Source organism: Litorimonas taeanensis, assembly GCF_003634015.1.
In the GTDB taxonomy this organism is placed as follows: Bacteria; Pseudomonadota; Alphaproteobacteria; order Caulobacterales; family Maricaulaceae; genus Litorimonas; species Litorimonas taeanensis.
This window is the reverse complement of the sequence record NZ_RBII01000002.1, coordinates 415782-429601: the sequence shown is the minus strand read 5'-3', so window position 1 is coordinate 429601 and position 13820 is coordinate 415782. Positions and strand designations below refer to the sequence as shown.

Annotated in this window: 15 protein-coding genes; 13 read left to right on the top strand and 2 right to left on the bottom strand. The window is 47.1% G+C overall.

Annotated elements, in window-relative coordinates; genetic code table 11:
• Nucleotides 1–124: 124 nt before the first annotated feature.
• From efp to rpmE, 4 genes are all read left to right on the top strand, one after another.
• Entirely contained in the window at nt 125–688 is a 564-nt protein-coding gene (gene efp, locus DES40_RS09955; protein ID WP_121101508.1) for an elongation factor P, read from the top strand.
• A gap of 2 nt (nt 689–690) precedes the next feature.
• Nucleotides 691–1509: an inositol monophosphatase family protein gene (locus DES40_RS09950; protein ID WP_121101505.1), complete on the top strand. Its 819-nt coding sequence runs from the start codon at nt 691–693 to the stop codon at nt 1507–1509.
• A 4-nt stretch (nt 1510–1513) separates the two neighbouring features.
• Nucleotides 1514–2380 carry a 3-deoxy-8-phosphooctulonate synthase gene (gene kdsA / locus DES40_RS09945; protein ID WP_121101503.1) on the top strand — a complete coding sequence of 289 codons (867 nt, stop codon included), beginning with the start codon at nt 1514–1516 and terminating at the stop codon, nt 2378–2380.
• Between the two features lie 87 nt (nt 2381–2467).
• Complete coding sequence (gene rpmE / locus DES40_RS09940; RefSeq protein WP_121101501.1) at nt 2468–2689, top strand: 50S ribosomal protein L31; 222 nt, start codon at nt 2468–2470, stop codon at nt 2687–2689.
• 113 nt (nt 2690–2802) lie between these two features.
• On the opposite strand, the gene rcdA is transcribed toward rpmE, so the two are convergent.
• Together rcdA and DES40_RS09930 are read right to left on the bottom strand one after the other, a co-directional pair.
• Nucleotides 2803–3429 (bottom strand): protease adaptor protein RcdA, encoded by a 627-nt coding sequence (gene rcdA / locus DES40_RS09935; RefSeq protein WP_233345562.1) that lies wholly within the window; start codon nt 3427–3429, stop codon nt 2803–2805.
• 107 nt (nt 3430–3536) lie between these two features.
• On the bottom strand, nt 3537–3728 hold the full coding sequence (locus DES40_RS09930; protein WP_121101498.1) for a DUF1192 domain-containing protein: 192 nt from the start codon (nt 3726–3728) through the stop codon (nt 3537–3539).
• 145 nt (nt 3729–3873) lie between these two features.
• Here DES40_RS09930 and DES40_RS09925 point away from each other — a divergent pair, with 145 nt between their 5' ends.
• From DES40_RS09925 to DES40_RS09885, 9 genes are all read left to right on the top strand, one after another.
• Nucleotides 3874–4533, top strand: coding sequence for a DUF1013 domain-containing protein (locus DES40_RS09925; RefSeq protein WP_121101495.1), 660 nt, complete (start codon nt 3874–3876; stop codon nt 4531–4533).
• A gap of 209 nt (nt 4534–4742) precedes the next feature.
• Nucleotides 4743–5843 carry a sulfate adenylyltransferase subunit CysD gene (gene cysD, locus DES40_RS09920; RefSeq protein ID WP_233345561.1) on the top strand — a complete coding sequence of 367 codons (1101 nt, stop codon included), beginning with the start codon at nt 4743–4745 and terminating at the stop codon, nt 5841–5843.
• Nucleotides 5843–7747 carry a sulfate adenylyltransferase subunit CysN gene (cysN, locus tag DES40_RS09915; protein WP_121101492.1) on the top strand — a complete coding sequence of 635 codons (1905 nt, stop codon included), beginning with the start codon at nt 5843–5845 and terminating at the stop codon, nt 7745–7747. Before cysD ends, cysN begins: the two co-directional genes overlap by 1 nt.
• A gap of 197 nt (nt 7748–7944) precedes the next feature.
• Nucleotides 7945–8403 carry a YbaY family lipoprotein gene (locus tag DES40_RS09910; protein ID WP_121101489.1) on the top strand — a complete coding sequence of 153 codons (459 nt, stop codon included), beginning with the start codon at nt 7945–7947 and terminating at the stop codon, nt 8401–8403.
• Between the two features lie 131 nt (nt 8404–8534).
• Nucleotides 8535–9491: a KpsF/GutQ family sugar-phosphate isomerase gene (locus DES40_RS09905; RefSeq protein WP_121101485.1), complete on the top strand. Its 957-nt coding sequence runs from the start codon at nt 8535–8537 to the stop codon at nt 9489–9491.
• Nucleotides 9491–10111: a histidine phosphatase family protein gene (locus DES40_RS09900; RefSeq protein ID WP_121101482.1), complete on the top strand. Its 621-nt coding sequence runs from the start codon at nt 9491–9493 to the stop codon at nt 10109–10111. The genes DES40_RS09905 and DES40_RS09900 overlap by 1 nt, the downstream gene beginning before the upstream one ends.
• Nucleotides 10112–10327: 216 nt before the next feature.
• Nucleotides 10328–10933 (top strand): AfsA-related hotdog domain-containing protein, encoded by a 606-nt coding sequence (locus tag DES40_RS09895; protein WP_147405892.1) that lies wholly within the window; start codon nt 10328–10330, stop codon nt 10931–10933.
• A complete protein-coding gene (locus tag DES40_RS09890; RefSeq protein ID WP_121101476.1) occupies nt 10930–12333 on the top strand; it encodes an FAD-dependent oxidoreductase in 1404 nt (467 codons plus the stop codon). Before DES40_RS09895 ends, DES40_RS09890 begins: the two co-directional genes overlap by 4 nt.
• Nucleotides 12326–13816: a coproporphyrinogen-III oxidase family protein gene (locus tag DES40_RS09885; protein WP_121101473.1), complete on the top strand. Its 1491-nt coding sequence runs from the start codon at nt 12326–12328 to the stop codon at nt 13814–13816. Before DES40_RS09890 ends, DES40_RS09885 begins: the two co-directional genes overlap by 8 nt.
• Nucleotides 13817–13820: the final 4 nt, after the last annotated feature.

Sequence of the window (13820 nt, the reverse complement as noted above, 5' to 3'; positions counted from 1 at the left end):
ACCGGGCCTTATGGGGCAAGCGAAAGCAGTGGCTATCGCTTGCCCCTTTTTCTTTTGCCTGATAGAGGGCCTTCAAGTTTAAACTTATTGACATCGTCTAGCGAAGAAAAAGAGAGTGCGTCTCATGAAAATGAACGGCAATGAAATCCGCCAAGGTAATATTATTAAACACCAAGATACGCTCTGGGTCGCCGTAAAATGTAATGCGGTTAAACCCGGAAAAGGCGGAGCCTTTAATCAGGTCGAGCTGAAAAACATTCTTGATGGTCGCAAACTTAATGAACGCTTTCGCGCTGCCGAAACGGTAGAGCGCGTGCGCCTAGAGCAAAAAACACATACATATCTATACCCAGAAGGCGATATGCTCGTCTTTATGAATTCAGAAAACTATGAGCAGATTAATCTGCAATCCGAATTCGTTGGGGATGCTGCCGCTTATTTGACTGACGGCATGGCTGTCGAAGTTGAATTTTACGAAGAGCGCCCGATTAGTATCGCTCTGCCTGACCAAGTGGTTCTAGAAGTCGCTGATACAGAGCCTGTCGTAAAAGGCCAAACAGCTGCAAACTCTTTCAAACCTGCCACGCTTTCCAATGGTGTACGCACAGCTGTGCCGCCTTTCGTGGGCGTAGGGGAGCGTCTTATTATCAACACAGAAGACGGTTCTTACGTCAAACGGGCTGATTAATTATGGCCAATCTCTCTGCCATTATGACGGTCATGCAGAATGCGGCGCGCAAAGCGTCGCGAAACCTGCTGCGTGATTTTAACGAAGTTGAACATTTACAGGTCTCGCGCAAGGGGCCTGCGGATTTTGTCTCTCGTGCGGACCGCAAAGCCGAAGAAGTCATCGTTGAAAATCTGCAGCGTGATCGCCCGGGTTATAGTTTCCTTCTCGAAGAAGGGGGCTCAATTGAAGGTTCTGATAAAACCCATCGATTTATTGTAGACCCGTTGGACGGAACAACAAACTATTTACACGGCATACCCCATTTCGCGATTTCTATTGCGCTAGAGCGTGAAATTGATGGCAATCCCAAAGAAATCGTGGCGGGTCTGGTTTATAACCCAATCACGGATGAAATGTTTTTTGCCGAAAAGGGCAAAGGCGCCTTTGTGAATGATGGAACGCGCGGCGGCGGTGATCGTCGTCTTCGTCCATCTCAGCGTGATGTGTTCCAAGATAGCTTGTTCTCAACGGGCATCCCGTTTCTAGGCCGTCCCGGTCATGCAAAATTCTTAAAAGAGCTTCACCAAGTTATGGGACATAGTGCGGGGGTTCGCCGTATGGGCGCTGCCTCACTTGATCTCGCTTGGACGGCGGCAGGCCGCTATGATGGTTTCTGGGAACGCGGACTTGCGCCGTGGGATATTGCTGCGGGCGTGCTAATTGCACAAGAAGCGGGCTGTATCGTAGAAAGCCTGTCAGGGGGGAATGTCATCGAAACGGGCGACATCGTTTGTTCAAATGCAGACTTGATAGAGATCTTAAAAGCAAAGTTAGGGTAGCATCATGACGCGGGTAACGCATGCCTCGACACGCTGGACCATAGGTCAGGGGTCACCATTGGCGGTTATTGCGGGCTGTAATGTCCTCGAAAGCCTAGAAGAGTCCCTCGCAATGGGGCGCGTTCTTAAATCGGTATGTGCCGATTTAAACCTGCCATATGTTTTCAAAGCGAGTTTTGATAAGGCGAACCGCTCTTCAATCACATCTTTTCGTGGCCCCGGCCTGGAAAAGGGGTTGGAGATGCTTTCAACTATTAAGGCAGAGCTTAACGTTCCGATTTGTACCGATGTCCACACGGCTGACCAAGCTATGGCTGTGGCCGAAGTCGCAGAAATTATTCAGCTTCCGGCATTTTTATGTCGCCAAACAGATTTGGTAACGGCGATGGCTGAAGCCGCCAAAGCAAAGGGCAGTCTTATCCATGTAAAGAAGGCGCAATTCCTTGCGCCTTGGGATTGCAAAAATATTCTGTCCAAGATTCGTGAAACCTATAGCGCTAATCAAATTATTCTGTGCGAGCGCGGAACAAGTTTTGGGTATAATAACCTGGTCGTCGACCCGCTTTCTATTTCTGAAATGCGTAAACTGGGTGTGCCTGTCACAATTGATGCCACTCATGCCGTGCAGTTGCCCGGCGCTGACCCGCGCTCTGGCGGCACCTCTACAGGAGGGCGCAGAGACGGGGTCGCGATAATCGCCAAGGCGGCCGTAGCGGCTGGGGCGGATGGTGTCTTTTTGGAGTTTCATACAGATCCGAACTCAGCCTTGTGCGACGCGCCTAGCTGTCTGCCCATTTCAGAGGCCCGTCCTCTTTTGACGCAGTTAAAAGCTTTGCGAGAAATCGTAAGCGAGAATGCCAGCGACGCTTGACGATTTTGACAGGCTGGCTTATATCGCGCCATCCGAGCGGGGGCCCATTTAACGTAAACCCGTGACCAGAGGCTTAGGAGCCATAAAATGAAAAAAGATATTCACCCAGATTATCACATGATTACTGTCAAAATGGTTGACGGTTCAACATATGAAACACGCTCAACTTGGGGCAAAGAAGGCGACGTATTGTCTCTTGATATTGATTCCAAAACGCACCCAGCTTGGACGGGCGGCGATGCGAAATTGATGGATCGCGGCGGACGCGTGTCTCGTTTCAAAGACAAATTTGCAGGTTTTGGCGTCTAAAACGTCTAACCCATTCAAATGTAAAAGGCCTCCAAGATACTCTTGGAGGCCTTTTTAATTGGGTAAGGTGAGTGAACGAAAAGCGCCGTAATAGGCGCTTATTTATGTAAGCTTTAGTGTGAGCGCCCGAAAGCCGCTTCGAGGCGGCCAATTTGATCGGCGACCGTATTGCCTTGTTGCGCTGCGATAGTGCCATAAAGTGAACGGTCAAGACGCGCGATACGTTCGTAAATGGCTTCTGAACGCGCCATAAGGTCAAGTAAACGTGACGGCAAAGCGTAAGCGGTTTTGGCTAATTCAGAAAAGCTGAGATTTTCATCAGACTTGGTTTCGCTCGCAAGGCGATACTTCTCGGCCCGCGCTTCGGTCAGGCTCATTTCATTTTCTTTCAGTGCGCGCTGTACCAACAACCAACTTGCGACTTGCATTAAACGGGTCGTCAGTCGCATGGACTGGCTTGCATAGGTCATGGCGTCATTACGTGATAATGTTTTGGCATCTTGGCGGCCTGGGCCATCTAAATAGGCCGCGGCCTCTTCTACCATATTCATGCCTTCGCCAAATGTTTTTGCGAAAAGCTCAGATTTAGTGAACTCCAGCAAGCGGGCTTCGGCTTGTGGCGTCAGAGTATCTGGGGCGATTGGAATAGAAGAGTTCATAGAGGGGGATTGAGCTATCTGTGTTTTGGATGGTTCTGCATTTGGAGTATGGGGGGTGTTTTGGGGGTGTCCAACATTCATAGGGTCTCATTTTCGGCGCGTTTAGTTCACTACACGCTTCGGGTTGCAAGGTCTGAGCCAAACTCCGTGAGACTCCTTAAGAAATATAATATTTCCTTCAAATTTGTTTAATTTTTCGGCGCAAATAGACTGTCTGCCGCTGTACGTTCTGTGCGTTTTTTCTCTAATTCTTGCTCTAGGCGAGAAATTTCAGCTTTAAAGGTTTGTATACGGGCTTCTAGCTCGTGCAGGGATAAGCCATACAGGTCTTCACCTACTGAAATTGTCCCGCTTTGGCTCAAATGCGATTCTTCGTCCATTTCAGCTCCTTAATCCAATTCGCTTGCATTTTAACCGTAATAGCGTATGTATAAAGGTGTTCGGAAGCGGTAAATCACCAAAAACGAACGAAATGACCCCGCCGAGCGGGGTTTTTTTAATGGCTTGAAGAGAAAGAGGCCTAATATGACGCAAATTTTGATGCCGAAAGCGACAGCCGTTTGGTTAATCGACAATACAGCGATGACATTTAAACAAATTAGTGAATTCTGTATGCTCCATATTTTGGAAGTAGAAGGGATTGCTGATGGCGATGTGGCTGCGGGTATTCGCGGAGCCGACCCAATTGCCAATGGCCAAGTCAGCCGTGAAGAAATTGAAAAGGCTGAAAAAGATCCAAATTATGCGATGAAGGCCAATAAGTTCGACTCAGACGAGCTTCAACCGACAAATAAGAAGAAGGGGCCGCGTTACACGCCGTTATCACGCCGTCAGGACCGCCCCGATGCTATTGCATGGCTTGTTCGCAATCACGCTGAGATCACGGATGCGCAAATTTCGAAACTCATCGGCACGACGAAACCAACCATTAAATCAATACGAGACCGGACACATTGGAAAATCAATACGATTAACCCAACTGATCCTGTATCGCTCGGCCTTTGTAGTCAGATAGATCTTGATGCTCTCGTGCGGAAAGCTGCTGAGAAAAAAGCAAAAGACGATGCCGCGCGCGCCGAAGACGAAGGCGAAACGCTGACACCTGTTGAATCTGCGCCTCTCGCTGAAGAAAAGCCCAAAGTTGAGCATACACTCGAGAGCTTGTTTAAGCCTTCAACTGAGTAAGTATCTGGGCTTTTATATCCCTTTATAAGAGACAGCGCCATTGATTGGCCTGTCTTTGACGAGTTTTGAATGAAACCTAGATGGATTAAACACTCGATTTAATCATTCGTGGGATTCTTCCCACGAACATATTGACCTTTATACTTACACGACTTATCTGCCTATCTTACAACGCGTGGGGAGTTTCCCACTTTGATGTGTGAGGTCGTATGAGTTCTGAAATCATTCAACGTATTGAGGCATTGGCCGAGGCGACAGGACAGTCACTTTCGACGCTCTCTCGAAAAATCTTCAATGATGGTAAAACCATCAAGCGCTTGCAACAGGGCGGCTCGCTGACGACAAAAACACAAGAGCAATCTCTGTTAATTTTAGGGCGGCTTGAGCTTGAAGCCCGTTCAAGTTCGGGATTAAGCCTCTCACATCTGGACCGGCTAGAGGCTGAGAGTATTCACATCATGCGCGAAGTGGCGTCGCAATGTGAAAACCCCGTTATGCTCTATTCCGTTGGAAAAGACAGCTCAGTCATGTTGCATTTGGCTGAGAAGGCCTTTTTCCCCTCTGTCCCGCCTTTCCCTTTGATGCATGTTGATACGACATGGAAATTCAAAGAGATGATTGAATTCCGTGACCGCCGCGCCAAAGAAATCGGCATGGAACTCATTGTTCATTCTAATCCAGACGGTATTCGAGACGGCGTTGGGCCATTTACCCATGGCTCAGCCGTTCATACGGATATAATGAAAACCCAAGGTCTGAAACAGGCCCTTGATAAATATAAATTTGATGCGGCCTTTGGCGGCGCGCGAAGAGACGAGGAAAAGTCACGCGCTAAAGAGCGAATTTTTTCATTCAGAAATAAGAACCATCGCTGGGATGCAAAAAATCAACGGCCTGAACTTTGGAATTTGTATAATACGCGCGTACATAAAGGCGAAAGCATGCGCGTCTTTCCTTTGTCGAATTGGACAGAGCTTGATATCTGGCAATATATTCATCGGGAAAATATACCGATACCGGACCTCTATCTCTCTAAACCACGCCCTGTTGTAGAGCGTGATGGCGTTCTCATCATGGTTGATGATGATCGTATGCCATTAGAAGAGGGCGAAACCCCCGAGATGAAATCTGTGCGGTTTAGAACGCTTGGCTGCTACCCATTAACTGGCGCAGTGGAGAGCGAGGCGACAAGCCTGCCCGATGTTATCCAAGAAATGCTTTTGACCACGACATCAGAACGCCAAGGGCGGGTGATTGACTCTGATGTGGGCGCGTCAATGGAACAGAAAAAAGAAGAGGGGTATTTCTAATGGCCCATCTAGACTCCCTTATTTCGACAGATATCGAAGCCTATCTTCAGGCCCAAGAGAATAAATCATTTCTCCGCTTCATCACTTGCGGATCTGTGGATGATGGCAAATCAACGCTAATTGGTCGTCTGCTTTATGATTCAAAATTGATTTACGAAGACCAGCTTGCCAGCATCGAAAAGGATTCTAAAAAATCCGGTACCCAAGGCGACAAAATGGATTTGGCCTTGCTAGTAGACGGCCTTGCTGCTGAACGTGAACAAGGTATCACAATTGATGTTGCCTATCGTTTTTTCTCAACTGATAAACGCAAATTCATTGTCGCGGATACGCCGGGGCATGTGCAATACACCCGTAATATGGCGACAGGCGCCTCTACGGCTGATGTGGCAATATTATTAATTGATGCGCGTTACGGCGTGCAAGAACAAACGCGTCGCCATGCCTATATCGCATCGTCTTTGGGCATACGTCATGTTGTTGTTGCTATTAATAAGATGGATTTAAACGCGTTTGATCAAACCGTGTTTAACGACATTGATGTTGAGTTTAGACGGTTTGCCGCAAATCTAGGATTTGATGAAATAACCTGTATTCCAATGTCAGCCTTAAATGGTGACAATGTCATTACGAAGTCAAAGCAATCTTGTTGGTATCATGGCCCCACTTTGTTGGAATATCTAGAAAATGTAGATGTAGAGAGCGATACGCTGGAAGCGCCGTTTCGATTACCTGTTCAATGGGTCAATCGTCCAAATCTAGATTTTCGAGGCTTTTCAGGGACAATCGCGTCAGGCGTAATTAATGTGGGCGATGAGATTATCGTTATCCCTTCGGGTAAGCGTTCACGGATCAAAGATATCGTGACTTATGATGGCAATAAGAAAACGGCCCGAGAGGCGATGGCGATAACGCTTACCCTTGAAGATGAAATTGATATTTCTCGTGGTGATATTATTTGCAAAACGGATGCCCCCACCGAGCAAGCCGATCAATTCCAAGCGCAAATCATTTGGATGGATGAAAGTAAGCTTTTCCCGGGTCGCCAATATATTTTAAAGACAATTAACACCACAGCCAATGCTTCGGTTACGACATTGAAACACCGCGTCGACATCAATGATTTCTCTGAAGTGGCGGCGAAAACCTTAGAGCTTAATGAAATTGGTGTCGCCAATATCAGCCTGTCTAAACCTATTGCCTTTGATGCCTATAAAGATAATCGCCAAACAGGCGCGTTTATTTTGATTGATCGTCAAACCAATGCAACGGTGGGCGTGGGTACTTTGCAATTTGCTTTGCGCCGCTCGCAAAATGTTGTGTGGCAAGATATGGCCACGGACAAAGCCGCGCGTGCCTCGCAAAAGATGCAAAAACCCGCTTTGCTTTGGTTCACAGGGTTGTCGGGGTCGGGTAAATCTACCATCGCTAATTTAGTCGATAAGCGGCTGCAATCTCGTGGGAATCATACTTATACATTGGACGGTGATAATGTCCGTCATGGTCTGAACCGCGATCTTGGTTTTACCAAAGCTGACCGTATTGAAAATATTCGCCGAATTGGTGAGGTCTCAAAACTCATGGTGGATGCAGGGCTGATAACCATGGCTTCCTTTATCTCGCCTTATCGCGCCGAACGGCGCACTGTTCGCGAAATGTTTGAAGAGAAAGAGTTTATCGAAATTTTCGTAAACACACCGCTTTCAGTCGCAGAGGCGCGTGATGTTAAAGGGCTTTATAAACGCGCACGTGCCGGTGAGATTAAAAACTTCACAGGTATAGACAGTGAATATCAGGCGCCGAGAAACGCAGAGATTACCGTCAATACGGTTGAGATGAGCGCTGAAGAGGCGGCAGAGATGATTGTCTCTTATTTAGAAGAACAGGGCTTCCTAGAGGAATGATTATGGGCGGTCGCCTAGGTCTAAGCTATTTAAAACGGGCCATAATGGCCCGTTTTTTTATGGAGATGGAGAGGAAATTCCAGAGAGAGTCGGAACGAAGTCAGGCTTTATTCATTTGCTAGGCAATACTTATTGAATTGAAATTTCACTGCGTGAGGCCAATCAAAGCCTAGTTCGCCCATTTAAAAGGGTCTCTTATGTCCAATTTTTCAAAGTTAATTTTATCTGCGGCTGCGTTAGGGGTTTTATCTGCCTGCAATGCCGCCAATACTGAAGGGACTGATGGCGCAGAAATAACAGCCCCAGCAGAGGCTATGCGCATAACAGGTGAAGTCGCTTATCGTGAGCGTATTGCGCTCACTCCCGGTCACGTCATACACGTCACGCTTTCTGATGTGTCTCGCGCCGATGCAAAAGCGCCCGTCATGGCGGAAACGCGCCGTACCTTGACAACGGAGCAGGTCCCGCTCGGTTTTGAATTAGCTGTGCCGTCTGGGACGCTCCAATCAAATCACCGCTATGCCGTTCGCGTAACTTTGCATGATGCCTTGGGCAATCTAGCTTGGACAACAGATAGTGTTCATCAGATTGACAACACAGCTTTGGAGCAAGATTTAGGCGTCATGCGCCTTGTCTCTGCGAGCGGGACTCAATAAAGCGCGCCAAGCCTTTACTGGAGAAAGAGCTTATAAATTTGTTCCCTATGGGTTAACTGCTATGCCAAGATTTGCCTTAATCGATACAGATGTCGATATGAAATAAGGCAAATAGAGGAAGAGCAGAATTTATGTCCCAGCCTGACATTAAACAGATTGCCCGTGATGTTTTGACCCTAGAGGCAGATGCCATTCGGCAAATGTCAGAGGACCTTTCGGATTCCTTCTCTCAAGCGGTCTCGCTTTTGTTAAATGTTCAGGGCCGCATCATCGTTTCGGGCATGGGTAAATCTGGGCATATTGGTCGTAAATTCGCGGCGACTCTCGCTTCGACGGGGGCGCCCGCTTATTATGTGCACCCTTCCGAGGCCAGCCATGGCGATTTAGGCATGATTGCTAAGATTGACTGTGTGGTGCTTATCTCGAATTCTGGAGAAACCAAAGAGCTAGCTGATATCATGCTTCACGCAAAGCGCTTTGGCATTAAAGTCATTGGGATTACCCGAAATCATCACAGCACTTTGGGGCAGCAATCCGATATAGTCTTACGCCTACCTGATGCAGCAGAGGCGTGTTCCATTGGCATGGCGCCGACAACCTCAACGACTTGCACATTAGCTTTGACGGATGCTTTGGCCATAACCTTGATGAAAATTCGCGGTTTTGACGCTGATAATTTTCGCGTGCTTCACCCTGGTGGTCGATTAGGGGCTGCCTTAGTAACGGCTTCGCAAATTATGCATAAAGGTGACCTCTTGCCGCTGCTCTCACCAGACGCGCCAATGGAAGCGGTGCTTTTGGAAATGACTTCCAAAGGTTTCGGCGTCGCGGCTGTGGCCGATGAGGGTAAATTATTGGGCATTATCACAGATGGTGACCTACGCCGAAATATGTCAGCGCTTATGACCAAGACAGCAGGCGAAGTTGCAACGCCCAACCCGCATACGATTTCACCAGATAGTCTGGCCAGCGAAGCGCTTGGGCTTATGAATAGCTATCGTATTACAGCCTTTTTTGTCGTGGATACAGATGACACAATTCAAGGGCTATTAACTGTGCATGACTGCTTACGCATTGGCCTCGGATAATGAGTAATATGCAGCCCAAACAGGTATATATCGTTCGGCATGGGAACACCTTTGATAAAGGCGATGTCGTAACCCGCGTCGGCGCGCGCACAGATTTACCGTTATCCACATCTGGGCGTCTCCAAGCTCAAGCCTTGGGCGCGCATTTTAAAAATATCAGCTTTGGCGCGGTTTATAGCAGTCCGCTTTTACGTACCTTGCAAACGGCAGAGACAATCATAGCCTCTCAGCCCCATAAGCTAAGCCTACAGATAACCGACTTTCTCAGAGAAATAGATTACGGCCCGGATGAAAACAAACCTGAATCAGATGTCATTGCGCGGTTAGGCCAAGCAGCCCTCAAGCAATGGGATGATGCGGCTCTTGTGCCTGCGGGTTGGTCGGTAGATGTAGAGTCGATAATAGCAAGTTGGGTAGGTTTTTTAGACAGCCTCGCACAATCGCCAGAGCGTGATCCCGTTCTTGTTGTGACGAGCAATGGTGTGGCGCGGTTTCTTTTTGACGCCGTCAGTGAGCCTTTGCCCAAAGGTATTCAGCGAAAACTCGCGACAGCCGCCTTTGGTCGGATTACGCTCTTAGAGGGTCGCAGCACCATCGAATCTTGGAATCTGCGCGCTTAGGCGTTTCCCTCGTAATAATCCATCAGTTCAAAGACCGTTAAAAGGCAAGAGGGTGGCCTTAGCCTTCTCTATCCTTTGCGCGCCTTATTTGGTTTTTGGGATACACGATTTTCGATAAAATTATACAAACACACCTTATAGGTGTAATTCTGTATTGACGCCTGTAGGTTTTATTTCTACATACACACTATAAGGTTGTATAATGGGGCAATAAACGTGAGCGTGTATAATTCAATTAACGCATTACCCTTCATGGGGACGTCATCGGCCAAAGATGTTCAAGAGACGTCCGCCAGAAAGCATCGCGGCGTAAACCATCGCAGCGCGAAATATCAGGGTCAGCAACATCGCCCTGTAACGCAACGAGATGTTCACAAAGTGCAGGATCAGAACCGACTTATCTCTTGGTTAGAGAAACTGCCAAGCGAAGAGGGCGAAACGCTTTATCGGGCAAAGGTGCGTATTCTTCCGGCGCACGCCTATTTTTTCGAACATGACCGACACCATATTCCCGGCCTATATATAATTGAGGCAGGCCGCCAAATTGGATTAGCCATACCGCATTTATTCTTTGATGTGGGCTATGACCAGGCTTTTGTTCTGGATGGCTGCGAGATGCACTTCCAAGGGTTTGCAAATCTTTCGGATGAATTGTTCATAGAAGCCCGTGTTTTTGATGCCATATTTCGCAAAGACAAACTGCAGTCCTTGTCGTTTGACGGCACATTCTACCAGAAGGGCGCCGCTTTGGTGAGATATCAAAGCCATATACGTCTTTTCCCAGAGCGCCTCTTAAAACGTTATGAAAAGCAATTGGCATGACCGGTAAGAATCATCGGGTTGCTGTAATTGGCGGCGGGGTTTCTGGCATAGCCGCGGCGCATTATCTATTACAAGCTGGCTATCAGGTGGATCTCTATGAAGCCAGTAACCGCCTTGGCGGGCGAGTATCTATTGGGAACTTGTCTGGCGAAGAAGTCTGTTTTGGCGGTAAAAATATTGGATATGACTATATAGAATTCCGCAAGTTTTTAGCCTGTTATGGAAAACCTGAATATGAATATTTTGGTATTAATTCGGCGCGTCTTATTCGCGGTGTGCTAACGCCATACAACTCGCAAAACAAACTCAAAAGCCTATGGACCTTATGGCGTTCAGGCAAACTCTCTGACCTTATTCGGCTTAGAAAATTTGTGACTTTAGTCAGAAATAATCGGAATTTCGGGGACACGAATTGTGGAGAAATCAGTCGGCACAAGGGCCGCTCTGTGGCTGAGATGTTTAGCCCATCTTTTACTCAATCAATAATACGGGCGCTAACGATAAGAATGAACGGCGCAGAACCAAAAGAGATAAGCGTCGAAAATTTTGGGACCCATCTGCAAATGCTCCAAGATGAGTATGAGCAATTAAAGTCGCCCATATCTGAATTCTTTAGACGGTTTCAATGCCACCCCTCTCTTCGAGTATTTTTAAATACGCCAATACAGAACATAGAGGATGCGAGGGCGGTGGGGCGCGTGCCAGAAGATGAACCTATACGGCATAAGGGAAGTAAGGCTGCACGTTTTGTTCTTAGGTTGGAGGGAGAGACTAAAGCCTATCAATCCGTCATAGTATGCTTACCCGCCCACGGCGCAAAACGATGTTTGCAGAGGTCATATCCTCAGCTGGCCATACCTTTATCAGCCGTGAGATATTTCCCTGTAGCTGTTATCATTGCTGATTACGCTCAGGATGTATTCAAACCTGAAATTCGGGCTTGCACCTTTGGGCCTGAAAACTCTCTAAGTAATATTGGCGCGTATGGTCTGACGGCGCTTAATCGTGTGCGGTATACCTTTAGCGGCGAAGAGGCCGCCGAACTTCTGCTAGAGGCCCTGGATGATGATTACCTCTTAACGGCCGCAGAGGCTCAAGCGCGTCCATATTTCAATTTAGATAACAACCCCTGCACGTCATACAAAGTTCGGTATTGGGAAAAAGGCTTATGTGCGTACACAAAAAATGAAGCCGCTTTCCAAACAGAGCTAGGTTTGGCTCTCAATGAAATCGCGGGATTAGAGCTGGCGGGGGATTACCAAAAAGGTGCGTCCATAGAGAATTGTTTTCGCGCGGCCAAGCACGCCGTAGCGCGCTTGTGTCAGTCTGAGAATGACAGTGATGCGTTCAATTTATCCCCGCCAAAATCAATTTATTTAAAGGGAGCTGCTCATGTCTAAGATTGATTTCTCACCACTATATTATGGTCCTAATCCCCCGCAGCCGACGCCATTTGATCGGCTTTACGCTATCACACATTTCATCATGCCAAATTTCGGGACGATGGATTGGGATTGGCAAAGCCGGGAACAAGTCAATGATAATTTGATTAAACTTCAGGATGAGACGCAAAATTTAAATGACGATATAATGCTATATATCCATGTCCCCTATTGTAAGTCATTTTGTCATTATTGTAATTTTAATAAAAATCATTACCCGCGGCAGTCCCAAGATCGCCTCGACCTCTATGTGGATTACCTCATCAAAGAAATCGATTGGTATATGGCTCAGCCTTATGTCCAAGCCAGAAACTTTACAGCGATCTATATAGGGGGCGGAACGCCGTCGACCTTATCGCATAAAGGGATGGAGCGTCTCTTCACCCATCTTAAGCAAGTCGTGCCAAAATATGATAGGCTGGAAAAGACATTCACAGGCGAGCCACGCTCTTTCAAAGATATTGAGAAATTGAAAATCGTCAAAGATTTTGGGTTTGACCGCGTTACTTTTGGTATTGAAACCTTTGATCCGGTGCTGAGAAAGCAAATTGGCCGAGTCGATAAACAAGAAGATATAGACGCCTTATTTACGGGTTTAGAACAGATAAACTATAAGGGCGATCGTTGTGTCGACTTAATGTATGATTTGCCGGGGCAAACTTTTGATGGGTTTGCAAAAGACCTCGAAACTTTGGTGACGCAATATAAACCTGAAGAAGCTGATTTATTCGGTACAGTGTATTTGCCGTATCGCCCCATGCATAAGCTGATTATGAAAGAGCGCTTAGAGCAACCGGGCACGATGTGGCAGCTCTTGGCGATGCGTGAATTTGGTTATGATTATATGATCCGTCATGGATATCATAATACGATTGCTGAAACCTTCTCTCAAAACTCTAAACCCTCACAATATCAAACGGCGCATTGTGGCCGCCAAGATATAATCGGAGTGGGCTGTGCGGCGCGTGGTAATGTCAAAGATATGGTCTCGATAAATCCCGACAAAATAGAAGACTATATTGCCAATATTGACGCTTATGGCGTTTCCTCAACAACAATGCAGCCCATTGGTATGTCAGGGGTGTTAGACCGCTTAATGGTGATGTTTCCGCGATTCAAAGAGATCGACAAATCTCTCCTCGCTAAGTTCAAAGATTGCGACCGATATGAACCCGCCATGAAAATTCTAGAGAGCCATATACAATCAGGGTGTACTGAAGATGAGGGCGACCGCTATACCATCAATAAACTCGGTGTGGTTTGGCATGGTAATCTGCAGACGGATTACATGTCACATACGCTCAATACCCAAGGCAAAATGCTCTTAAAGTGTATCAGTGATAAGAAAAAACATTTTGCGCGCGATGTTCGTTTTGGCACAAATTTCGTCACAAAATTTATTCTAGGCAATCCAGAGCTATTCCCTCTATTGATGAAATAGAAAG